Here is a 22,230-nt window from a genome sequence, read left to right as displayed (position 1 = left end):
CGGGTCGGCGGAGCCGAGCGCGATGTAAGCGAAGCGCTCTTCGGGCCGCGTACGGGCATCCGTTGGTCGTCGCTTTTCCGGTGTGCGTCAGACTGGTGAGATGCTCAAGGATCTCTCGCTGCCGGCTTCTCTCGCGACAGGGAATGGCCCGGTCACGCTTCGCAATGCCACCGAAAGGGACCTCGACGCCCTCATGCAGTTGTTGGCCGACGACCCGATCAGTGCCAAACGCGGTGATGTCGGCGATGCACACGACCGACCTGCGTACCTCGCGGCGCTCCTCGCAATTGTCTCGGACCCGGCGAACGCCCTCATCGTGACCGTCGACGCCTCTGACACTTTGGTCGGCACAATGCAACTGACCCGCATCCCGGGAATGGCCAGGAGGGGATCAACGCGCCTTCTGGTGGAGGCGGTACGAGTCAGGAGCGATCAACGTTCAAGCGGCATCGGCGGCGCCATGATGCGGTGGGTAACGGATGTCGCAGCGCGCGAACTTGGTTCGAGCCTTGTGCAATTGACATCCGACGTCGCACGGCGCGACGCGCACCGGTTCTACGAGCGCCTGGGCTTCACTGGGTCGCACACAGGCTTCAAATACCGAGTCAAATGACGTGCGCATCGTGCCTGCTGATGTACGGCGTACCGCAGATGAGTGAGTGAGCGGACGCCGCAAGCGGGCCATCTACGGGGCACTCCCCCTAGAAAACTCGCGGATCTGACCACACCGGATTGCGACGCTGCCCGTATGACTGTCCCGACATTAAGCCCGATGACCGGGCGTCAATTGCTCGAGGTGGGTGCCTCAGAGGTCGATGCGGATACGTCCGTCGTAGATGCCGAGATCGCGGTCGCCGGCGACCGGCGCAGGCGCCGGCAGGCTGCTCTGCCGGTCGAGCTCGATCGCCGCTTCGTGACGGCTCGGAGCGAAGACCTCGTCGCCGATGGTGAGCAGGCTTCCGCCTCCGCCGGGGCGGGTGTTCTTATTGGAAAGGTCGATCCAGCCGAGGCGGTTCGCGAGGTATCCGAGCAGGATCACCCCGGCCACTCCGATCAGAAACCACCAGTTCATGGGTCAAGCGTAACCTGATAGCCCGGTGCGGGCTCGCGAGCGCGAATACGGGTCAGGCCGAGTACGATGCCGCGAGCCGACGGAATCCCTCATCGAGAGAGACAGCGGGCTGCCAGTGCAGGTCGGCACGGGTCTGGCGCTGGTCGAACCAGTGCGCCGTCGAGAGCTGTTCGGCCAGGAATCTCGTCATGGGCGGCTCGTCGACACCCGGGCGGATGCGCCAGGCCGCTTCGATCACGGATCCGGCGGTTCTCGCCAGCCCGGCCGGCACGCGCCAACCGGGGGCGCGCACGCCGGCCGCCGCGCAGATTCCGGCCAGTAGTTCGGCGACCGGGCGCGGCTCGCCGTTGGTGATCACATAGGACCGCCCGTGCACGTCGTCCGCCCGTTCGAGCGCGGCCACGATGGCGGAGGCCGCGTTGTCGATGTAGGTCGTGTCAATCAGTGCGGCGCCGTGACCGAGCAGCGGAAGACGGCCGGAACGGGCCCGTTCGACGACGCGGGCGACGAGTTGGGTGTCGCCCGGCCCCCACACCAGGTGCGGACGAACAGCGACGACGCGCAACCGTGGCGAATCGGCGGAGAGCGCGAGCAGTTCGGCCTGGGCCTTGGTGCGGGCGTAGTCGCCTCGGGCCCGGTCCGGGTCGGCCGGCATCGCCGGCTCGCCCACGATGGATGCGCCGGCGTGCGCCACCGACGGCGACGACACATAGACCAGGCGTCGGGCGCCGGCAACGGTCGCGGAGCCATTCGCCAAGGGGGCATCCACTGCTGTGTCGTTCAGCGCAGCGATCAGAGCGCGCGTGCCACCGACGTTCACGGTATCGAATTCGGCCGGGTCGCCGGCCAGTGAGACCTTCGCGGCGAGGTGTACGACCGCGTCCATGCCGTCGACAGCGCGAGCGACCGCGTCGGCATCGGTCACCGAACCGAGCGCATCACTGGCCCCGAGCACACCGGACGGCCGCCGCTGGAACGTGCGCACCTCGTGCCCGGCGGCCAGCATTGCCGTTGCGACCGCACGACCGAGCAGGCCGCTGGCTCCGGTGACGAGCACCTTCACGGCCGCGTCATCCGTTTGCCGGAGAGAATGCCCTCGGCCCAGCGAGCGAGCCGCGAACGGTCGATTTTCGAGTTGTGACGGATGTCGGTGGGCAGCCTCGGCACGACCAGCACCGCGGCAACGGGCTCCCCCGCCGCGCCTCGAACGGCGGCGGCCAGTGTGGGCGAGGCCAGACCGACGCCGCGCGCGGCGGGCTCGGTTTCGACGATCGCGACGAGCTGCTGAACCCCCGCCGGGCCGACGCCGACGGCGGCCGCGCGCGCGACATGGGGCAGGGTTTCCATGCGCTGCTCGGGGCCGACCGGGGTGAGCACGCCTTCCGCCGTCGTGATGACGTGCGGCAGGCGCCCTTCCACCCAGAGCCGCCCCACGGAGTCGAGGTGGCCGACGTCGCCGGTGCGATGCCAGCGTCGACCACTCATCTGTCCGCTCGTCGTGCCGAGCGCGGACGCCCGGTTGGTCAGCCAAAGCCGGTCGTAGTGGTCTTTGAGGTGCGGGGCGGAGATTACGATCTCGCCGGTCACACCGGGCAGTTCTGCGGGTTCCCCGGTGGCTGCACCGTGCTCGTCGAGCGCGCTGATCCGCACGAGGGTCGTGGCGGCGGGCAACCCGACGCAGACGCCGCCCGCTGGCTTGTCCGAGGACTCACCCACGGCATCGCCCGCCTCGGCAGCGTCGCCGGACTCTGAGTGCGCTGTCGCCACACGGATCCCGTCGAGCGAGATATCCGTCATCAGCAGGCCTTCGGTCATCCCGTACGGCGTGTGCGCGGTCGCGCCAGGCATCAGCCGTGACGCCGCGCTGAGCAGCTGCTCCGACACCGGCGCACCGGCCGAGAGGAAGGTGCGCACGCCTGTCAGGGCGCGACGGTCGGCGGGGGTGAGCGCGTCGGACGTGGCCACGACATTCGTGATCGCGGCCGGCGAGAGAAAGACCACCGTCGCGTCGACGGCGGCCACCGCCGCGGCGACGGCTGAGGCGGTGAGAGTCTTCGGGCTCGTCACGTCCATGTCGGGAGTCACCGAGCGGGCGCCGAGTGCCGGGCCGAGGAGTGCGAACGGTGCGAAACCGGCAACCAGGCCGGTGCCGACGCCCACGCCGTACTGTGCGGCGAGCGCATCGCGCACGGCCGAGAGCTGCGCGTGGGTGTAGACGACACCCTTCGCCGGACCGGTCGAACCCGAGGTGAAGAGGATGGCGGCCGTGTCATCGGGCGACGGCGATGCGGGCAGAATCGCGGCCGCACCGGGCAGGTCGATGGCTTCCCTGCCGAGCGCGGCGACATCCGCGAGCACGAACGCGATGCCGAGCGCGCGGGCAACGGGCCCCGGAAGGCGCACGGTCGAGATTTTCTGGCCGGGCCAGCCGAGCGTGCGGGCGGCGACAAGGCCGGGGAGCGCACCGATGACATAGTCGGGGCGAGCACCACGCACGGCCCGGGTCAGGCCGCGAAGGCCAAGACCCGCGTCGGCGACGACGACGATCGCGCCGATGCGCACGCAGGCGTAGAGCACCGCGGTGAGGTCGGCTCCCGGCTGCACGAGCAAGGAGACCCGGTCGCCCTTCTGCACGCCGATGCGAGCAAGCCCGGCAGCGATCTCCCGCACGCGGGTGGAGAGCAGTCTCCAGCTGACCACGCGCGGGGCGGTGCCCGAGGAGGGCACCATCTCGATCAGCGCGGTTTCGTCGCTCTGGCTCAGCTCGTCGAGGTAATGCCAGAGCGGGCGGAACTCGGTGTCGGCCGGCTCGGTCTCGACAGGCTCGACCACCGGAGACTCGGTGATTGAGCCTGTCGAAATCACGTGAGCCGACCCCTGTGCGCGGGTTGCGTTCGAGGATCGGCCGGCGGAGGTCTCGACAGGCTCGACCGCCGACCGATTGTCACCCAACCAGGCCAGGGCTGCCGACGCATAGTCGACGTCCTCGGCGATGAGGTGCCCAGCACCCTCGAAACGGTGCACGTCGGCCTGCGGCATCCGGTCGATGAGGTCGTCGAGGTAGCGGTCGCTGAAGATCGGGTCGCGCGGACCCCAGAGCATCAGCGCGGGCACTCCGAGGTGGCGCACGCCCTCGGCGATCCGGTCGAGTTCGGCGGTGCTGACATGCGTGTCGTCGGCCGGGATGTCGGCGACGAACGCGCCGATTCCGCCCCGGCGCGACGCGCCGCGATAGGGAGCCCGATAGCCGCGCTTCACTTCGGCAGACAACGGCGGATGCGCGAGGGCGAGCGTGGTCTCCAAGAATGCCGGCGTGCTGACCGTCGCCTGGCCGAGTATCCCCTGGCGCAAGGCCAGGCGCAGCGGCGCGGGGATCGGCGTGCCTTCCGGCTGATGGATGGCGGTGTTCAGCAGCATGACGCCGGCGAGCGACTCGGGATGGTCGACCGCCCAGCCCATCGAGACGACACCTCCCCAGTCATGCCCGAGGGTGACGACCGGACCGTCGAGCTCGATGGCGGCGGTGAAGTCGGCGAGATCGCGCACCCGCTGCTCAAGCGTGCGTGCTCGGCCGGTGCGCTCGGAGAATCCCATCTCCAACTGGTCGACTGCGATCACACGCCAGGCGTCGTCGCCCCGAGTCGCAGCATCCGTGGCCGCCGCCGTGGCCTCAGTGACCAGACGCCGCCAGAGATACGACCAGGTCGGGTTGCCGTGCACACAGAGCACGGTGCCGACCGGCTGCACGCCGAGGCGGTCAAGCTCCGCCGCATTGTCGAGAACATGCCAGCGTCGGGTGATGCTTGTGAGCTGCCGATCCGCATCGCGCTCTGGCACGTCGATCAGGCGCGAGAACGCCGGGTCGAGTCCCGGGAGTCCGGCGGGCGGGTGGGATGCCGGGGCAGGGATCGACGCGGAGTGTGGCAGCCGGGGAGTCACCAGACGAGTTCCATCATCGCCGTGTTGAGACCGGAACCGACGCCCATCAGCAGCACTCGGTCACCGGGCCGGAGCGTCTCAGCTTCGGCCGCGAGCGTGATCGGAATCGACGCCGGTCCGACATTGCCGAATTTCGGGTAGGTGAGCGGCACCTTCGAGCGGTCGATGCCGGTGGCCTTGAGAATGGCGTCGGTGTGCACATCGGAGACCTGGTGCAAGATGTAGCGGTTCATGCCCGACCAGTTCCAGTCGCGTTTTGCTTCGGTCCAGGCGGAGACGACGAGTTCCATCCCGCCCTTGAGCAACGCCTTGGCGTCAGTGAACATGCCGTCGACACTGCCGACGCAGAGGTCGTTGAACTGGGTGGCTGCACGGCTGACGCCGCCCAGCATCCGATGCCCAGACGGATGCGCATCCGCCCGCCCGAGCACAGCGGCAGCGGCGCCGGAGCCCAGGGTGAGGCTCGCGAACTCGCTCATGAAGTCTTTGCGACCGATCTCGGGCGTGCTGAGGCGCTCGATCGTGTTGGTCTGGATATCGTCGGCGTCTTCGCCGTCGATGACGACCGCGTAGTCGATCTGCCCGGCGTCGATGAGCTGCCCGGCGAGGCTCATGCCGTTGACGAAGCCGAGACAAGCGTTGGCGATGTCGAAGTTGGTCGCCGACGACGGCAGGCCGAGGCCGTGGTGGATGCGCACGGCGACGGACGGCTCGAGGTGTTTGCGGGTGACCGAGGTGTTGATCAGCAGCCCGACCTGGCCCGGCTCGATGCCTGCCGCCTGGAGGGCACGCTGGCCGGCCGACACGGCGGCGTCATCGAACTTCTGTCCCTCGTCCCAGTTGCGGCGCTCGTGCACACCGGCGACGCGCTGCAGCAGACCCTTCGGAAGGCGCAACCGCTTGAGGGCGGGCGCCAAGCGGTGGTCGATTTCGTCAGAGGTCGTGATCCGCGGGGCGATCGTGCTCGCCACCGACAGCAGGGCGACGTTCTGGTACATCGTCGTTGCGTTTCCGTTCAACGGAGCTCCCTGTCGAATTTCGCGGGACTGTAGGGTCGTCCCGCGGTAATTATCCTCCCCGCGAAGCTGGGAGTTGTACGAACGCCCTGCGTGTGCGTTACGGCACCCGGGTCAGCCACGCCTCCGTGGCGAACTTCTCCTCAACGAGGCTCTCCGCCTTGGCATATTCCTCCGGCGTGATGTCGCCGGGGGTCGCTGCGTACATCGTTGTGAACGTCTGCTTCATCCGCTCGATGATCTCGGCACGACTGAGTCCGGTCTGGCTGCGCAGCGGGTCGACGCGCTTGGCGGCGCTGGCGATTCCCTTGTCGCTGAGTTTCTCGCGACCGATGCGCAAAACCTGGGCCATTACTTCGCCATCCATGTCGTAGCTCATCGTGACGTGGTGGAGCACGGCGCCGCTGCCGAGGCGCTTCTGGGCGGCGCCGCCGATCTTGCCCGTCGGGCTTGTGATGTCGTTGAGCGGCTTGTAACTCGCGTCGATGCCGAGTGATTTGAGCGCTTCGAGCACCCATTCGTCGAGAAAGGCGTAGGAATCGGCGAAGCTCATGCCCTGCACGAGTTCGGCCGGAACGTAGAGCGAGTAGGTGATGACGGCGCCCTTCTCCATCATCATCGCGCCGCCGCCGGAGATGCGGCGCACGACGTCGTAGCCGTACTTGGCGGCACCGTCGGGGTCGACCTCGTTCTTCAGCGACTGGAAGCTGCCGATCACGACGGCCGATTCGTTCCATTCCCAGATGCGCAGCGTCGGCTTGCGGTGTCCCTCGCCGACCTCCGCGGCCAGCACCTCGTCGAGGGCCAGGTGCATCCTCGGCGATACGGCCGGCGAGTGAACGATCTCCCAGTCGTAGTCTTTCCAGCTCGTCGCCTTCGACAGCGATCGACGGATGGCGACGGCCACCGCCTCCGGGGAGAAACCGAGCAAGGTGGCGTTCTCGGGGAGCCCGGCGCGCACGGCGGCGGCGATGCTCGCGGCGTCGCTGTCGGCCGGCAAGCCGTTCACGGCAGCGTTGATGTTCTCGAGCGCTTCGTCCGGCTCGAGAAAGAAATCACCGGCGAGCCGGAAGTTCGCGATCTTCGCGTCGACCAGCTCGAGATCGACGACCACGAGCTTGCCGCCTGGGACCTTATATTCACCGTGCATGCAGCAAGCCTAATCGTCGGTGTACCGCCCCGGCCGTCGCAGTCACCCGCCCATTCGACGGAGATTTTTGCATCCGGGGCCTGTTTCGGGCTGAAATGGGCTGAATCAGGAAGAATCTCCGTCGAATGGGGAACGCCGGGTGCACGGGTGGTCAGGCGACGCGACCGCGTCGCCACCTGACCACCCGGGGTTCTAGTACGCCAGGCCGTGACCGAAGCGGAACAGCGGGTCCTTCGTGTCGAACGGCACATCCTCGCGACTTGCCTCGACCGCAGCCATGCTCGACGGCAGGTCGAACGGCAGCTTGCCCTTCGGCTGGGCTGCGCCGGTGAGCACGTCGAGCAGTGCTCGGGCGTTCGCGCCGTAGTTCGCGACGATCGCGACGGGCGCAATCGGCGCCTCGACGATCGGCGTGAGAATGGCCGGGCGGTCCAGGTGCACGTCGATGACGGTCGGAACCGCAGCAGCGACCTCGCGCAGGTGTGCGATGGTCTCGTCGGTGAAGTCGAGCGAACCCTGGTGGAAGAAGTTCTCGAACATCGTGCTGCGCACCTCGAACGGCGCCTGGATGCGGATGATCGCCAGGTCGGCCTCGGCCGGGGTCGCCACGACGGTGCCGTACTCCCCCGCAACATCGGGCTCGATGCCCTCAACGTAGATCTTCTGGCCCGTGGCCAGCGGAAGCGCCGGCGTGCCGGCATCCGTTGCAGTGTTCGTCAGCACCGTGATCGAGGCGCGCTGGGCGGCCTCACCGGCGGCGCGGAACGCGTCGGAACCGACGATGACGCCGGCCTTCTTCGCGTCGACGAGCGGTGCATCGAAGAGTCCGAGCACGAACTTCTCGCGCAGCAGGCGACGAGCGGATGCGTCGAGGCGGTCCTCGGTGACGTCGCCACTCTGCACGAGCTCGATCAGCAGATCGGGGATGGCTTCGCCACCGAACTGGTCGGCGCCGGCCTCGAGGATCTTGACCATGCGCTCGCGCGGGGTGAGGTGCTCGACGCCCCAGGCGCGGGCCGGGAAGGGCTCGCCCATGATCTCGTCGTCGTTGGAGATCAGTCCCCAGTCGGTGCAGACGATGCCGTCGAAGCCGTAGCGTTCGCGCAGCAGCCCGGTGATGACGCTCTTGTTGAAGCCGAAGCCGACCTCTTCGTATTCGGTGCCGACCGGCATGCCGTAGTACGGCATGATCTGACTGGTTCCGGCCTCGAAGGCGGCTTCGAAGGGCTTGAGGTGGAGCTCGAACTGGCCACCGGGGTAGACCTGCTCGCGGCCGTAGGCGAAGTGGGCGTCCTCGCCATCCATCTGCGGGCCGCCGCCCGGAAAGTGCTTCGTCATCGTGGCGACGGAGTCAGCGCCGAGCGTCTCACCCTGGAACCCACGGATGTAGGCGGCACCGAGCACGCCGGTGAGCTCGGGATCTTCACCGAACGTGGCGACCTGGCGGCCCCAACGCGGCTCGGTGGCCAGGTCGATCTGCGGGTGCAGGGCCACGCGCATGCCGACGGCCAGGTATTCCTGACGGGCGATGTCGCCGAACTGCTCGACAACGGCTTCGTCACGGATGGCGGCGAGGCCGATCGATTCGGGCCAGCTCGAGAACGGGCCGGCCATCATGCCCGCAAGCGGGTTGTCGCTGAAGGAGTGGCGCGGGTCGGTCGAGATCGTCACGGGGATGCCGAGGCGCGTGGTGGCCGCGAGCTCCTGCAGCGAGTTGTGCCACTCAGCCATCAGCTCGGCGGTGGGCGCTGAACCCAGCACGTTGAAGTGGGTCATTCCCTTGCCGATGACGTATTCCTCGTTGGACGGCAGCCCGAACACCGGGTCAGCCGGGGCGAGCCCGCCGTCCTGGCTCATGCTGATCATCGTCTGAAAGAAGAGGCCGGCCTTCTCTTCCAGTGTCATCTGGCCGAGCAGGTTCTCAACCCGCTCGGCGACGGGCAGCGTCGCGTCGCGGTAGGTCGGGTCGACGGGGGTGGATGGGGTCTCACTCATCGGAGATTCCTCTTTCAATTTGAGTTGCGGATGTCGAAATCGGGGTGGATGCGCCGGGCTGCGTTGGAGAGACGCCTAGTAGGAGGCTGCGCCGGACTGCAGCTCCGCGCGCTTCTGCTTGCGGCGGGCGCGACGAGCGTCATCACGGGCGAGCAGCGGAGCGAAGAGCCACCAGAGCATCAGCGTGACGCCGGCCCCGACAACGGCTCCGGCCAGGGTGTCGGTGACCCAGTGGGCGCTGAGGTAGGTGCGGCTCCACATCATCACGAGCACGAAGGCGATGCCGATCGGCCACCAGATGCGGCGGGCTGCAGCCGGCAGCAGCACGGCGATCATGATGACGAACGCCACCGTCGTCACAACGTGACCCGACGGGAACGAGCCGTGGTCGACCATGACGAGCGCATCGCCGGGGCGCGGCCGGTCGACGATGTTCTTCAACAGCTGGGCGAAGAGCGACGGCACGAGGTAAGTGAGGAACGCGAACAACATCGCCCACCAGCGACGCATGATGGCCAGAACGATCAGAACGACCAGCATCACGATCAGGCTGGCCGGTCCGCCGAATGCGTTGAGAAACGCGACGAGTCCGGTCACTTCACCGCCGGCGGGGCCTGCGGTGATCGAGTGCCACCACACATCCAGGCCCTGGTAGAACGGCGTCTCCGGCGCAGGAAGCAGGGTGAGCGTCATTAACACGATAAAGGCGGCGGCGCTGGCTGCGGCCACCCACTGCCAGCGACGGCGGCCGTTGTCGGCCGGAGGGCGCTGGGGGGTTTCTTTGGCGGCGGGCGACGTCGTCGTCATAGGGTGAAGCCTCTCGTGAGTGCGTCTTCTCTGGCGCAGTGACCAAAACAATACAACGTTCGGTTTTCCGTCGCAAGGCCGATTGGTCGGCTCAGAGGTGTCGTACGATCAGAGGCATGTCAGAGAGAGGGTCATACGCCAAAGGCGTGGCCAAGCGTGAAGAAATCCTGCGCACGGCGCTGGAGGTGTTCTCCCGGGAGGGGTACCGCGGAACGTCGCTGCGGGAGGTCGCGCGGGCGAGCGGGCTCAGCCTGCCCGGCCTGATGCACTACTTCGATTCGAAAGAGGATCTGCTCGCCGCGATTCTCAAGAAACGCGATGAACGCGACGAGGACACCTACCGCCGGCACGACGCGCCGCTCGCCGCACTGGCTGCCGTCATGCGGCACAATGCCGAGGTGCCCGGCCTCGTTCAGCTCTACGCGACGCTCTCCGCCGCGGCCAGCGACCCCGAGCATCCGGCGCATGAGTATTTCGTCGAGCGCTACGCGTCCTTTCGCACCCAGTTCGCAGAGGACATCCGCGGCCGTCAGGCAGACGGCACGGTGCCGGCGTCACTCGACGCCGACAAACTCGCCGCGTCGATGATCGCCCTCGCCGACGGGATCCAGGTGCAGTGGATGCTGGACCCGAGCATCGACATGGCTGACCACATCGACTTTCTCTGGTCAACACTCACGGGGCAGGCTGGCGCGTAGAACCCCTCTCCTCGCTGGTCGAGCCTGTCGAGACCCCGCGAGCCGATCTCGAAACTCGGTCGCCAGATCTCGACAGGCTCGATCACCGGTCGCGCTAGTGCCGCCCGGCCACCACATTCGCCATCGATGCGATCGGTGAGGTGGAGGTGCGACCCCGATCCTCGGCACGATCGGCCGCGTGATAGGCGGCATACAATCCCTTGACCGCGACCCAGCGCAGCGGTTCGATCTCCCAGTTGCGCACCTGGTGGTTGACCCAGGGCAGGCGGGTGAGCGCGGTGTCGGCGCCGAGCAGCAGGTCGGCGAGCGTGCGCCCGGCCAGATTGGTTGCGGTCACGCCGGTTCCGACATAGCCGCCGGCCCAGGCCAGTCCGGAAGTCGGGTCGAGGCCGACCGTCGCCGCCCAGTCCCGGGGAACGCCGAGCACTCCCGACCAGGCATGGTCGATCGCGGCACCCGCGGTGGCCGGGAAGAAGCGGCCCAGCAGGGCGCGCAGCGAGGTGACCGTGCTGTCGGGAGTCGCGCCATCGGCGTCGACGCCGGAACCGAAACGGTAGGGCACACCGCGCCCGCCGAAGGCGATCCGGTCGTCGGCGGTGCGCTGCGCATACATGTAGACGTGCGCGAAGTCGCCGAGAGTTTCGCGACCCTCCCAGCCGATCGACTGCCAGGTGGCGGCATCCAGCGGCTCGGTCACGATGAGCGAGGAGTTCATCGGCAACCATTTGCGGTGCAATCCGGCGAGGCCGGCGGTGAACCCCTCGGTGGCCCGTACGATGAACCGGGCCGACACGGTGCCACGAGCGGTGACCGCCCGCTGCGCGGAAATCTCGCTCACCCGGGTTCCCTCGTAGATCGTCACGCCGAGTTTCTCGACGGCCTCGGCCAGGCCGCGAGCGAGCTTGGCCGGCTGGATGCGCGCGCATTGCGGCTGAAACACCCCACCGAGGGCGCCATCCACGTTCACTCGGGCCGCCATCTCCTGCGCTGAGAGCACCTCAAAGTCGACGGCGTCTCGCCAGCTCCGCTCCGAAGCCGCGAAGCTCTGCATCCGGTTCAGCTGAGCCGCGTTGTTCGCGACAGTGAGCTCACCGCCCTTCACGATGTCGGCGTCGATTCCTTCGACATCGGCCACCCTGATCACTTCGTCGACGGTGTCGTTCATCGCCTGCTGCATGGCGACCGCCGCGGCCCGGCCGTGCGACTTCACGTACTGCTCGCGCCCGCCAGTTACTGAGTTGGTCAGCCATCCGCCGTTGCGCCCCGAGGCGCCGTAACCGGCGAAGCGCTCCTCCACGATCACGACCCGCAGCAGCGGCGCCGCTTTCTTGAGGTAGTACGCCGTCCAGAGGCCGGTGTAACCGGCGCCGACAATGCACACATCGGCGTCGATGTCACCGCTCAGCGGGGGCCGCTGGGCCGGAAGCCCTGTCGCGTCGTACCAAAAAGAGACGCGGCCGGTCGTCGTTGTCACGGATGCTCCTTGTGTCGTGTCGCGCGTCGTCGCGCGGAGTCTGGGGTGGCGTGCGGGCGGTTGTTCCGGTGCCCGTGAGGGGGCGCAGATCGACCTTCATCGGACCATCGAAGGTCGATCTGCGACCCCTCAGCGAGGCTCGGGGCTGCTGCGGGTGGAGTCGGAGGGGATGTCGGGAGCTTTCACTGCGGAATCGGACAGCTCGGAGGCCGGCTCGGCAGTTGCGGGCGCATCCGTTGCCGGCGCAGCAGTTGCCGACGCATCCGTGGATGCAGTCGCAGGCCTGGGCTCGGATACCGACGCCGGAAAGCGCTCGTCGAGCCAACTCACCAGATCGCGCGCCACTTCGTCGCGGTTCGTCTCGTTGTAGATCTCGTGGCGGGCGCCGGGGTACACGATCAGCAGGATGTCCCGCAGGCCAGAGCGCGACGCATAGACCTGCACCAGGCGGAGCGCACTCTTCTCCCCGCCGACGGTGTCGTCGCTGCCGACCTGCACGAGTAGCGGGAGCTGCTCCGGCAGATTCTTCGCCGGGCGGCCGAACAGCCGCAAACCGTCACGGATCCCGAACAGTTTCGCAATCGGCGACAGCGTTGTCAGCGGGTCGGCCACGAACGCCTGGGCGACGGCCGGGTCGCGGCTCAGCCACTCTGCGCCCGTCGTTCCCAGGTGCTTGTGTTTGCGGTTGAGGTCGCCCGTGTCGAGCGAACCGGGCCACCGATATGCCGTGCCCGACAGCACGACCGCGTCATACTCGGCGGCATGCTCGTTGACGATCATCTGCACCATGAACGAGCCCCAGCTGTGCCCGAACAGCACGAGCGGCAGGCCCGGGTTCTCGGCCCGGATGACGCCGCTGAACTGGTGAACCGCCGCAACGGCGGCACGCAGCCCGCCGGGGCCGAGCTTGCCCATCATCGCCAGGTTTCCGTTGTGCTGCTTGAGCCCGGTCTGCCCATGCCCGCGGTGGTCATCCGCATAGACCGAGTAGCCGGCCGCGTTCAACGCGGAAGCCAGCTCGACGTAGCGCTGGGCGTGCTCCCCGACACCATGGGTGATTTGAACCACCGCGCGCGGCTCGGCAACCGGCCAGACGTAGTAGGTGATCTCGATCCCGTGGGCGTCGGTGAATGTGGGCACGTTGCCATTCTGCACCTCAGCGACTCAAACTCGGCCAAACGCGACGGCGATCGGGGGCAGCAGGATGCGTCGAAACTGCGCAATTGTCGTCGATTGCCGCACAGATTGTGCGGCGTTCGGTGACAGGTGCGGTTGTCGGTGACGGATGCGCGACGGAGGCAATTGGTTGCGTTCGGGTATTGCTTAGCAAAGCTAATTTGTTATGCTAACTAGTTATGAACGCCGAATCACCCACACCTGCCACGCTGCCGCACGACCGCGTGGCCGAGCTCAGTCACGACTTTCGTCTGGCCAACGCTCGCCTGACCCGGCGACTCCGTCAGCAGCGGGCGAACGACGAACTGACCGCCGGCCAGTTCTCGGCGCTCTGCACCCTCTTCTCCGACGGGCCGCTCACGCTGAGCGAACTCAGCGAGCACGAACGGGTCACCCCGCCGTCGATGAACCGCACGGTCAATGCCCTCGTCGAGGCCGAGTTGGTTCAACGCGAGAACGCCGCGAATGACGGCCGCAAGGTCATGCTCGCCCCGAGTGCTGCGGGCAACGCCCTCGTTCGCGAAACCCGGGAGCGCCGCGACGCGTGGATCGCCCAACGCGTGATGAAGCTCTCGCCCGAGCAGCAGCAGGTGCTGGCCGAGGCGACACTGATCATGAAGGAGCTTGCCGACAGTTGAGTGCCATGTTCCGCTCCTTGAGCGGCGTCAACTACCGAATTTGGTTCAGCGGAGCGCTGGTGTCCAACATCGGAACCTGGATGCAGCGCACTGCCCAGGACTGGATCGTTCTGACCCAGTTGACGAACCACAACGCCGCGGCCGTCGGCATTGTGATGGCCCTGCAATTCGGCCCGCAGCTTCTGTTGATGCCGTGGAGCGGCCTCATCGCCGACCGGTTTGACCGGCGCAAACTGCTCATCCTGACGCAGTCGCTGATGGGGGCGCTCGCCCTCGGACTCGGCATCATCACGGTGTTCGGCGTCGTCGAGCTCTGGCAGGTCTACCTCTTTGCCCTGGCGCTCGGCGTGGTCTCGGCCATCGATGCTCCGGCCCGGCAGACCTTCGTCGGCGAACTGGTCACCCACGAGAACATGTCGAACGCGGTCGCACTCAACTCGGCCTCGTTCAATGGCGCCCGCATGATCGGCCCCGCCGTCGCCGGCGTCCTCACCGCCCTCGTCGGAGCCGGCTGGGTGTTCATGATCAACGCGGTGACCTTCGGTTTCACCGTGCTGGCCATGTTCCTCCTGCGCAAATCCCTGCTGCGCCCGCAGGCGCGCGCCTCGCGCGAACGCGGGCAGCTGATGGCTGGGTTCCGGTATGTGCGAGGCCGGCCCGACATTATCGTCGTGCTCATCGTGGTGTTCCTGGTCGGCACGTTTGGCTTCAATTTCGCCATCTTCACCTCGACGATGACCACCGTCACATTCGGCCTCGGGGCGAGCGAGTTCGGCTTTCTGAGTTCGATCATGGCGATCGGCTCTGTCGCGGGAGCGCTGATGGCCGCCCGACGGGCCGAGGCCCGGCTGCGCCTCGTGCTGATCGGCGCCGCGGGATTCGGTGTGGCCTGCGGGGTGGCCGCCTTCATGCCGACCTACGGACTCTTCGCGGTGACCCTGGTCTTCGTCGGATTCGCCTCGCTCACTCTGATGACCACGGCCAACGCCTACGTGCAGACGACGACCGAACCCGCCATGCGCGGTCGGGTGATGGCGCTCTACATGGCGATCTTCGCGGGAGGGACTCCGCTCGGCGCCCCGCTCGTCGGCTGGGTCGCCGACGAGTTCGGCCCGCGCTGGGCAGTCGGCGTCGCCGCGGCATCCGGCATTCTCGCCGCCGTCGTCGTGCTGATCTGGATGGTGAAGTATCGGGACCTCAAGGTGCGCCTGCGCCTGCGCGGCAATCAACGTTCCCGGGTACGTTACGCCGGCGACGGGCTCCCGGCGACGGCATCCGTCGCTGTCGCCCTGGCCGAGGCGGATGCCGATGCGATTGCCGCGGGCGCGGATGCCGATGGCACGACGCTCGGCGACGACCAGGAGACCGCCACTCGAGAGATCGCCGTGATCGAGGCGACGACACCTCGCTAGTGCGCCGAAGCCCGTCAGAGTTCGCCGAGCTCGGCGATCCCGCCACCGATCAACGAGGCCCCGATCAGCAGCAACACCGCTCCGATGATCACGCCGTTGTTGCGCACCAGCCAGTCGCGCGTGAGCTCAAGCCGCGGGCGCATCCGCTCGGGTGCGATGAGCAGCGCGACGACCGGAATCGCCACAGTGGCACATGCGATCAGGCCGAAGAATGCGGCGGCGGCCAGATCGGCCCCGAGGCCGAGGTTCGCCGCTCCGATCGTCACACCGGCACCGATGGCGAACAGCAGTTCCTTGAGGTTCGTCACCGAGAGCAACAGGGCGAGGCCGAAACTCCGGGCCGGTCCGGCCCCGTCGACCATCGCCATCCAGCGCGGCAATTCGACATCCGCGTTCTTTCCCGGCCGCTTTCGCCATTTTGTCGCCGCAAGCACGACGAGGGCGATGCCGACCAGAATGCGGATGACCGAGACGAACGGAGCGGTCTCGCCCTCCTCCACCGCGACATCGATGACGACGGCGCAGAAAGCGACGATGACGATGACGCTGAGCAGCCGGCCGGCGAGAAAAGCCGGCGGGGAAGCCGGCGTCTGCGGCGAGTTCAACAGCAGCACCGCAATGATCGGGAGCGGGCTGAGCGCCACACCGACCGCAAGAGGAAGGATCTCGCCGAACATTTCGAGCATGGGAGCCTTTCACCGGAAGCTCCCAAATTCTAGGGGAGCCTGACCGGGCCCTGCACCCTGCGGCTACCGCTGCCTACGCCGCTGCACCAGCAGCGGCGTAGGCGATTATGTCGCGAAACGTCAGCGCACCCCGCCCATGAGACGCAGCACCGGGCGCGCGGCCAGCGCCAACGCGATACCGATCACGATGGCGATGGCACCCAGCACGCCGAAGTAGACGTTCTCCGGCACGGCCGTGTACAGCTCGGCGAGCCGCCCGGAGATGGCAGTTCCGAGCGACACGGAGAGGAAGAACAAGGCCACCATCTGGGTCGTGAACGCCGCGGGCGCCAGTTTGGTCGACACCGACAGACCGACCGGCGAGAGCAGCAGCTCGGCAACGGTGAAGGCGAGCAGGATGCCGAACATCGCGAGCAGGGGGGTCGAGTTGGGTCCGCCGCCGGCAAACGGCAAGAACAACCAGAATGCGAGACCCATGATCGCCGTGCCGGCCGCGAACTTGATCGGGGTTGACGGCTGCTTGGCGCCCCACTTGGTCCAGATTGCGGCAAAGACGCCGGACAGGATGATGATGAACACCGGGTTGATCGACTGCACCCACGACACCGGCATCGTCCAGCCGAACAGGTCCCGGTTCAGTCGCTCGTCGGAGTAGATCGTGACGACGGTGAACTGCTGCTGGTAGAGCGACCAGAACGCCGCGCTGGCGATGAAGAGCGGGATGAAGGCGTAGACGCGCTTGCGCTCCACGGTCGTGATCTGCTTGCTCGTGAGGATGACGGTGAAGTACGAGATCGTCGACACGATCACGAGAACGATCACGACAGTCGAGAGGCTCTCGGCCGTGATCACCCCGGTCATCACCAGAATGACGACCAGGGCGACGCCGGCGAGGCCGATGAGCCCGTAGAACGTCCACCGTGAACGCGGCAGCGGGTCGGGCACGATGCGCGAGCGTTCGGGCAGGCGCTTGCGGCCGAAGGAGTACTGCAGCAGCCCGATTCCCATTCCGACCGCGGCGAGGCCGAAGCCCCAGTGGAAGCCGACCGTGGTCTGCAGCAGGCCGGTCAGCAGCGGGCCCAGGAACGCGCCGAGGTTGATTCCGAGGTAGAAGATCGAGAAACCGGCGTCGCGACGCGGGTCTTCCGGCTTGTACAGCATCCCGACAACGGATGTCGCGTTGGCTTTCAGCCCGCCGCTACCGAACGCGACCAGGATCAGGCCCACGGTCACGCCGATTCCGCCCGGCAACAGCGCCAGGGCAAGGTGGCCGGCCATGATCACCATTGCGCTGTAGAACAGCACGCGCTCGGAACCGAGCAGGCGGTCGGCGACCCAGGCGCCGAGGATCGTGGAGAGGTAGACGGCGCCGCCGTACGCGCCGACGATTCCTGCCGCGGTGACCTTCGACATGCCGAGGCCGCCGTCTTCCACCGAGTAGTACAGGTAGAGCAACAGGATGCCCTGCATGCCGTAGAAGGAGAACCGCTCCCAGAGCTCGACGCCCGCGACGTTGGCGAGCGATCGTGGTTGGCCGAAGAAACTGTGGTTGTCGCGTTCCGCCTGGGATTGCTCCGTCGTACTCATAGAAAAGAGCCTACCTCCGGGGTGTCCCCCGCACGAGGGACAAGCGGTCAGGCCGCGCGGCCACCCGCGGATTCGCCCGCCATGCCCGCCATGCCCGCCATGCCCGCTGAGTTTGAGCGTTCCGGTCGAGTTTGCCCGGCAGAGCAGGCAAACTCGACCGCACGTGTCAAACTCGGCGACGGTTCAGGCCCGTGCCTCTGATTAGGCTGAACGGATGAACGCGAACCGACTTCTCGTCAGCCTCCCCGGACGCGCGCTGCGCCAGGCCCTCGGCGACGTTCCCGACGGCGTCGACCTCATCGAGTGGGACATGACCGGGCCGGCCCCGGCCGCGGCGATCGACATCGTCGTGCAGCCATACATGGGGGCGACGAACCGGCTCGTGCAGCTCGACGGCGTGACGACGCGGCTCGTGCAGAGTCAGTCGATCGGGTTCGACGGCGTCGGGGCCGTGCTGCCCGCCGGACACGTGTTCGCCAATGCCGCGAGCGTGCACGAGACCTCGACCGCCGAGCTCACCCTCGCGCTCATCTTGGCGTCGCAGCGCGGAATCCCTGACTTCGTGCGCGCCGCGAGCGAGGGCCGCTGGGCTCCGGCCCGCCACGAGAGCCTGGCCGACCGCACGGTGCTGCTGCTCGGTTACGGAGGAGTCGGCCAGGCCATCGAGGCGCGCTTGCTGCCCTTCGAGACGAATGTCGTACGGGTTGCCCGCACGGCGCGCACCGATGAGCGCGGCCCGATCCACGGCTTCGACGAACTGCCCGAGTTGCTGCCGCAGGCCTACATCGTGGTGGTCGGGGTTCCGCTCACCGAGTCGACGCGGCACCTCGTCGACGACGCGTTCCTCGCGCTCATGCCCGACGGCGCCCTGCTGGTGAACATCGCACGTGGCGCGGTCGCCGACACGGATGCCCTGCTCGCGCACGCCACATCCGGCCGGCTGCGTCTCGCCCTCGACGTGACTGATCCCGAGCCGCTGCCCGCAGGGCATCCGCTCTTCGCACTGCCGAACGTGCTGATCAGCCCGCACGTGGGAGGCGCCTCCACCGCAATGATGCCGCGGATGGCGCGCTTGCTGCGCCGTCAGATCGACCTGATGCTGGCCGGCGAGGCGCCGGTCAACGTGGTCGTGCGGAGTTAGCGCGACACGAGGGCGAGCTAGGCGGATGCCTCCGCCAGCGACGCGAGCTCGGCATCCGTCAGCGTCAGCTCGGCCGACGCGAGCAGATCCGGGAGCTGCTCGATGGTGCGCGCGCTGGCGATCGGCGCAACGACGGTCGGCTGCTGGCGCAGCCAGGCCAACGAGACCGGTGCGACGGCGACGTCGTGGGCGGCGGCGACGGAATCGAGCGCACTGAGCACGCGGCGACCCCGCTCGTCATAGTAGGGGCGGGCGTCTTCGGCGCGCGGGCCGTCGCCGGCGACCTCAACGACATCCCGGTATTTACCGGTGAGAAACCCGCTGGCCAGCGCGAAGTAGGGGAAAACGGCGAGGTTCTCGCGCGCCGCACGCTCCCGAAGGCCCTGCTCGAAGTCGCGCTCCACCAGGTTGTAGTGCGGCTGTAGGGCGACGGCCCGGTGGAATCCGTTCGCCGCCGTCACGTCGAACCACTCATCGATGCGCTCGGGCGTGTAATTCGAGATTCCGATGTAGCGCACCTTTCCGGCATCGACGAGCTGCGACAGCGCGCCGATCGTCTCTTCGAGCGGCACCGACTCGTCGTCGAAGTGGGCGTAGTAAAGATCAATGTGATCGGTCCGCAGACGAGCGAGCGAGGCATCGGCGGCCGCACGGATGTTCTCGGCCGCCAACCCGGCGAACTGCGGGTGGGTACTGACTTTGCTTGCAATCACGACGTCATCGCGGTTGCCGCGGGCCGACACCCAATTACCGATGATCGTCTCGCTCTCACCGCCGGTGTGACCGGGCTCCCACGCCGAATAGCCGTCGGCGGTGTCGATGAAGTTTGCTCCGGCCGCGACAAAGGAGTCGAGAATCTCGACGGACGCCCGCTCGTCGGCCGTCCAGCCGAAGACGTTGCCGCCGAGCACCAGCGGGAACACCTCAAGATCGGAGTCGCCGATTCGGGCCCGATTCGTGCTGACCGAAGTTTCTGCCATGACTTTTCTCCTTCGTCGGTGAGGGACTGCCGCTGACACCAGCGCATCATCCACAACCAAGCCTGGCCGAGAAGATTCCCATGGCCAACAATGTCGTGCACACGGGCGTCATATTCAGTAGAGTGTGTGGTCTGACCACTGTGGTCCGACCACACACGCATTCAGCACAGACTCACATCAACGAAGGAGGCGCACATGACCGACGACCGCCGCGCCTGGGAAATCGTGCTCGAGAGCATTGAACGCGACCTTCTCGAAGGCCGCCTGCGCCCCGGCGACCGCCTGCCCGGCGAGCGCGCGCTCGCGACCGACCTCGGTGTCGGGCGCTCGAGCGTGCGCGAGGCCATCCGCGTGCTCGAGGTGCTCGGGCTCATCCGCACCGCGACCGGCTCCGGCCCGAACGCCGGCGCCAYCATCGTGGCGCTGCCCGGTGGCGGGATGTCGGCGCTCATGCGCTTGCAGGTCGCCGCGCAAGGATTTGCGGTCGCCGATGTCGTGAAGACCCGCCTGGTGCTCGAAGCATCGATCGTGACCGAACTGGCCGAGGCTGCAGCGGCGGCCGCAGCCGATCCCGCGCCCACCGCCCCCGCCCTCGCCGATTCCGCCCAACTCCTCGACGCCATGGAAGCCCCCGGACTCAGCGAAGCCGAGTTCCTCGCCCTCGACGCGCAGTTCCACCTGTCGCTGGCCGAGGCATCGGGCAACCAGGTCATCACCGCCACCATGGCCGGGCTCCGCAGCGCGATCGAAGGCTATGCCCGCGCGGGCGTGCCGAGCCTGACCTCCTGGCCCGTGACATCCGCCCGCCTGATGCACGAGCACCGCGAAATTCTGGCCGCGATCGCCGCCGCCGACCCTGCGCTTGCCCGCACGGCGATGCAGTCCCACATCACCCGGTACTACGCGGAAACCCACTTGACCACTTCCCACCTGACCGCCAGCCCCGAAGGAAAGTAATCCAATGGTGAAGAGACAGTTCCCGAAGCCCCGCGACCTCATGCCGCTGATGCAGTTCAAGAAGCCCGAGTTCAACGCGCGCACCCGCCGCCTCGCGAGCGCGACGAGCATCGCCGATCTGCGCACGATCGCCAAGCGCGTTACCCCGAAGGCACCCTTCGACTACACGGATGGCGCGGCCGAGGGCGAAATTTCGCTGTCGCGGGCACGTCAGGCGTTCCAGGACATTGAATTCCACCCGTCGGTGCTGCGTGACGTGTCGAACGTCGACACGAGCCGGGAGGTGCTCGGCCAGGTCAGCGCGATGCCGTTCGGCATCGCCCCGACCGGCTTCACCCGGATGATGCAGACCGAGGGCGAGCGCGCCGGCGCGACCGCCGCCCAGGCCGCGGGCATCCCGTTCACGCTATCGACCATGGGCACCACCTCGATCGAGGATGTCGCGGCCGCGGCCCCGAACGGACGCAACTGGTTCCAGCTCTACATGTGGGCCGACCGTGAGCGTTCGCTCGCCCTGGTCGACCGCGCAGCTGCGGCCGGCTACGACACCCTGATGGTCACCGTCGACACCCCCGTCGGCGGCGCGCGCCTGCGCGACGTGAAAAACGGCTTCTCGATTCCACCGGCCCTCACCCCGAAGACCGTGCTGAACGCGCTCCCCCGCCCGGCCTGGTGGATCAACTTCTTGACCACCGAGCCCCTCGCCTTCGCGAGCCTCGACCGCTGGTCTGGCACCGTCGCGGCCCTCATCGACACCATGTTCGACCCGAGCGTCGGCCCCGAAGAGGTCAGCTACATCCGCGACACGTGGAAGGGCAAGCTCGTCGTCAAGGGAATCCAGTCGGTCGCCGACGCGCGCCTGGCCGTCGAGCTCGGCGCCGACGCGATCGTGCTCTCGAACCACGGCGGACGCCAGCTCGACCGCGCCCCGATCCCCTTCCACCTGCTGCCGAGCGTGGTGCGCGAGGTCGGAACCGAGACCGAGGTTCACCTCGACACGGGCATCATGAACGGCGCCGACATCGTCGCGTCCGTCGCCCTCGGCGCCCGCTTCACCCTCATCGGCCGCGCCTACCTCTACGGACTGATGGCCGGCGGCCGCCCGGGCGTCGACCGCACGATCGCCATCCTCTCCGAGGAGATCCGCCGCACCATGAAGCTGCTCGGCGTCGCCTCACTCGATGAGCTCGAGCCGGGTCACGTCACCCAACTGGCTCGCCTGATGCCGATGGTTCAGCCCATGGCGGATGCTGTGGCAGCGGTTCCGGCACGGAAGGCTCCGGTCCGGGTCTCGACAAGCTCGACCACCGACTCCGCCGCCAAGGCGGCGAAGGCTCCGGCTACAGTCACGTCGACCGCCCCGACCACGGCGAAGCCGAAGGTGCCGGCCGCGAAGAAGGCATCGACCGCGAAGGCTCCGGCCACGAAGAAGACACCAACCGCGAAGGCTCCGGCGAAGGCTGCTGCGGCGGAGGTAGCAACCAGCGCGACCACCGCTGCTC

The 22,230-nt window shown here is 67.6% G+C and carries 18 protein-coding genes and 1 pseudogene; 7 read left to right on the top strand and 12 right to left on the bottom strand.

The features are described 5' to 3' along the window. The first annotated feature begins 100 nt into the window (after window positions 1–100). Entirely contained in the window at window positions 101–613 is a 513-nt protein-coding gene (locus AB4Y63_RS02425) for a GNAT family N-acetyltransferase (RefSeq protein ID WP_441789448.1), read from the top strand. A 192-nt stretch (window positions 614–805) separates the two neighbouring features. Here the strand turns inward: AB4Y63_RS02425 and AB4Y63_RS02420 are convergent, their stop codons facing one another. From AB4Y63_RS02420 to AB4Y63_RS02390, 7 genes are all read right to left on the bottom strand, one after another. Continuing rightward, window positions 806–1,072 (bottom strand): hypothetical protein, encoded by a 267-nt coding sequence (locus tag AB4Y63_RS02420; RefSeq protein ID WP_441789447.1) that lies wholly within the window; start codon window positions 1,070–1,072, stop codon window positions 806–808. Between the two features lie 52 nt (window positions 1,073–1,124). After that, on the bottom strand, window positions 1,125–2,135 hold the full coding sequence (locus tag AB4Y63_RS02415) for an NAD-dependent epimerase/dehydratase family protein (RefSeq protein ID WP_441789446.1): 1,011 nt from the start codon (window positions 2,133–2,135) through the stop codon (window positions 1,125–1,127). After that, window positions 2,132–5,011 carry an alpha/beta fold hydrolase gene (locus AB4Y63_RS02410; RefSeq protein ID WP_441789445.1) on the bottom strand — a complete coding sequence of 960 codons (2,880 nt, stop codon included), beginning with the start codon at window positions 5,009–5,011 and terminating at the stop codon, window positions 2,132–2,134. Before AB4Y63_RS02410 ends, AB4Y63_RS02415 begins: the two co-directional genes overlap by 4 nt. Further along, a complete protein-coding gene (locus tag AB4Y63_RS02405; protein WP_441789635.1) occupies window positions 5,008–6,009 on the bottom strand; it encodes a 3-oxoacyl-ACP synthase III in 1,002 nt (333 codons plus the stop codon). The genes AB4Y63_RS02410 and AB4Y63_RS02405 overlap by 4 nt, the downstream gene beginning before the upstream one ends. Window positions 6,010–6,127: 118 nt before the next feature. Then, window positions 6,128–7,177 (bottom strand): lipoate--protein ligase family protein, encoded by a 1,050-nt coding sequence (locus AB4Y63_RS02400; protein WP_441789444.1) that lies wholly within the window; start codon window positions 7,175–7,177, stop codon window positions 6,128–6,130. Window positions 7,178–7,369: 192 nt separating this feature from the next. Continuing rightward, on the bottom strand, window positions 7,370–9,172 hold the full coding sequence (locus AB4Y63_RS02395; protein WP_441789443.1) for a glycoside hydrolase family 3 protein: 1,803 nt from the start codon (window positions 9,170–9,172) through the stop codon (window positions 7,370–7,372). Window positions 9,173–9,247: 75 nt separating this feature from the next. Continuing rightward, a complete protein-coding gene (locus AB4Y63_RS02390) occupies window positions 9,248–9,979 on the bottom strand; it encodes a phosphatase PAP2 family protein (protein ID WP_441789442.1) in 732 nt (243 codons plus the stop codon). A 116-nt stretch (window positions 9,980–10,095) separates the two neighbouring features. Here AB4Y63_RS02390 and AB4Y63_RS02385 point away from each other — a divergent pair, with 116 nt between their 5' ends. Beyond that, window positions 10,096–10,677, top strand: a complete 582-nt coding sequence (locus AB4Y63_RS02385) for a TetR/AcrR family transcriptional regulator (RefSeq protein WP_441789441.1) — start codon at window positions 10,096–10,098, stop codon at window positions 10,675–10,677. A gap of 94 nt (window positions 10,678–10,771) precedes the next feature. On the opposite strand, the gene AB4Y63_RS02380 is transcribed toward AB4Y63_RS02385, so the two are convergent. Both AB4Y63_RS02380 and AB4Y63_RS02375 read right to left on the bottom strand, forming a co-directional pair. After that, the gene (locus AB4Y63_RS02380; RefSeq protein WP_441789440.1) at window positions 10,772–12,151 is read right to left on the bottom strand and encodes an NAD(P)/FAD-dependent oxidoreductase; all 1,380 of its coding nucleotides are present in this window, start codon (window positions 12,149–12,151) and stop codon (window positions 10,772–10,774) included. Window positions 12,152–12,280: 129 nt separating this feature from the next. Beyond that, window positions 12,281–13,291 (bottom strand): alpha/beta fold hydrolase, encoded by a 1,011-nt coding sequence (locus AB4Y63_RS02375; protein ID WP_441789439.1) that lies wholly within the window; start codon window positions 13,289–13,291, stop codon window positions 12,281–12,283. A 215-nt stretch (window positions 13,292–13,506) separates the two neighbouring features. On the opposite strand from AB4Y63_RS02375, the gene AB4Y63_RS02370 reads away from it, so the two are divergent. Next, the gene (locus AB4Y63_RS02370) at window positions 13,507–13,965 is read left to right on the top strand and encodes a MarR family winged helix-turn-helix transcriptional regulator (protein ID WP_441789438.1); all 459 of its coding nucleotides are present in this window, start codon (window positions 13,507–13,509) and stop codon (window positions 13,963–13,965) included. Further along, on the top strand, window positions 13,962–15,377 hold the full coding sequence (locus AB4Y63_RS02365) for an MFS transporter (RefSeq protein ID WP_441789437.1): 1,416 nt from the start codon (window positions 13,962–13,964) through the stop codon (window positions 15,375–15,377). Before AB4Y63_RS02370 ends, AB4Y63_RS02365 begins: the two co-directional genes overlap by 4 nt. A 14-nt stretch (window positions 15,378–15,391) precedes the next feature. Here the strand turns inward: AB4Y63_RS02365 and AB4Y63_RS02360 are convergent, their stop codons facing one another. After that, window positions 15,392–16,063, bottom strand: coding sequence for a GAP family protein (locus AB4Y63_RS02360; protein WP_441789436.1), 672 nt, complete (start codon window positions 16,061–16,063; stop codon window positions 15,392–15,394). 120 nt (window positions 16,064–16,183) lie between these two features. Continuing rightward, a complete protein-coding gene (locus AB4Y63_RS02355; RefSeq protein ID WP_441789435.1) occupies window positions 16,184–17,650 on the bottom strand; it encodes a peptide MFS transporter in 1,467 nt (488 codons plus the stop codon). A 214-nt stretch (window positions 17,651–17,864) separates the two neighbouring features. Here AB4Y63_RS02355 and AB4Y63_RS02350 point away from each other — a divergent pair, with 214 nt between their 5' ends. Continuing rightward, window positions 17,865–18,791, top strand: a complete 927-nt coding sequence (locus tag AB4Y63_RS02350; RefSeq protein WP_441789434.1) for a 2-hydroxyacid dehydrogenase — start codon at window positions 17,865–17,867, stop codon at window positions 18,789–18,791. A 17-nt stretch (window positions 18,792–18,808) separates the two neighbouring features. Here the strand turns inward: AB4Y63_RS02350 and AB4Y63_RS02345 are convergent, their stop codons facing one another. Next, window positions 18,809–19,771 (bottom strand): aldo/keto reductase, encoded by a 963-nt coding sequence (locus AB4Y63_RS02345; protein WP_441789433.1) that lies wholly within the window; start codon window positions 19,769–19,771, stop codon window positions 18,809–18,811. 195 nt (window positions 19,772–19,966) lie between these two features. Between AB4Y63_RS02345 and AB4Y63_RS02340 the strand changes: the two genes are divergently transcribed. Then, on the top strand, window positions 19,967–20,728 hold the full coding sequence (locus AB4Y63_RS02340) for a FadR/GntR family transcriptional regulator (RefSeq protein WP_441789432.1): 762 nt from the start codon (window positions 19,967–19,969) through the stop codon (window positions 20,726–20,728). Between the two features lie 4 nt (window positions 20,729–20,732). Further along, window positions 20,733–21,959: pseudogene (locus AB4Y63_RS02335) on the top strand (alpha-hydroxy acid oxidase); the annotation flags it as partial. Window positions 21,960–22,230 lie beyond the last annotated feature (271 nt).

The organism is Leifsonia sp. YAF41 (genome assembly GCF_052113185.1).
Taxonomy (GTDB): Bacteria; Actinomycetota; Actinomycetes; order Actinomycetales; family Microbacteriaceae; genus Cryobacterium.
The sequence above is the reverse complement of the archived record's forward strand: the minus strand, read 5'-3'. Positions and strand labels throughout refer to the sequence as shown.

Bases quoted from the DNA above. Each gene is read 5' to 3' on its own strand.
- AB4Y63_RS02405 (WP_441789635.1), bottom strand. From the start codon at position 6,009: ATGTACCAGAACGTCGCCCTGCTGTCGGTGGCGAGCACGATCGCCCCG.
- AB4Y63_RS02395 (WP_441789443.1), bottom strand. From the start codon at position 9,172: ATGAGTGAGACCCCATCCACCCCCGTCGACCCGACCTACCGCGACGCG.
- AB4Y63_RS02350 (WP_441789434.1), top strand. From the start codon at position 17,865: ATGAACGCGAACCGACTTCTCGTCAGCCTCCCCGGACGCGCGCTGCGC.
- AB4Y63_RS02355 (WP_441789435.1), bottom strand. From the start codon at position 17,650: ATGAGTACGACGGAGCAATCCCAGGCGGAACGCGACAACCACAGTTTC.
- AB4Y63_RS02360 (WP_441789436.1), bottom strand. From the start codon at position 16,063: ATGCTCGAAATGTTCGGCGAGATCCTTCCTCTTGCGGTCGGTGTGGCG.
- AB4Y63_RS02420 (WP_441789447.1), bottom strand. From the start codon at position 1,072: ATGAACTGGTGGTTTCTGATCGGAGTGGCCGGGGTGATCCTGCTCGGA.
- AB4Y63_RS02425 (WP_441789448.1), top strand. From the start codon at position 101: ATGCTCAAGGATCTCTCGCTGCCGGCTTCTCTCGCGACAGGGAATGGC.
- AB4Y63_RS02385 (WP_441789441.1), top strand. From the start codon at position 10,096: ATGTCAGAGAGAGGGTCATACGCCAAAGGCGTGGCCAAGCGTGAAGAA.
- AB4Y63_RS02345 (WP_441789433.1), bottom strand. From the start codon at position 19,771: ATGGCAGAAACTTCGGTCAGCACGAATCGGGCCCGAATCGGCGACTCC.
- AB4Y63_RS02390 (WP_441789442.1), bottom strand. From the start codon at position 9,979: ATGACGACGACGTCGCCCGCCGCCAAAGAAACCCCCCAGCGCCCTCCG.
- AB4Y63_RS02370 (WP_441789438.1), top strand. From the start codon at position 13,507: ATGAACGCCGAATCACCCACACCTGCCACGCTGCCGCACGACCGCGTG.
- AB4Y63_RS02400 (WP_441789444.1), bottom strand. From the start codon at position 7,177: ATGCACGGTGAATATAAGGTCCCAGGCGGCAAGCTCGTGGTCGTCGAT.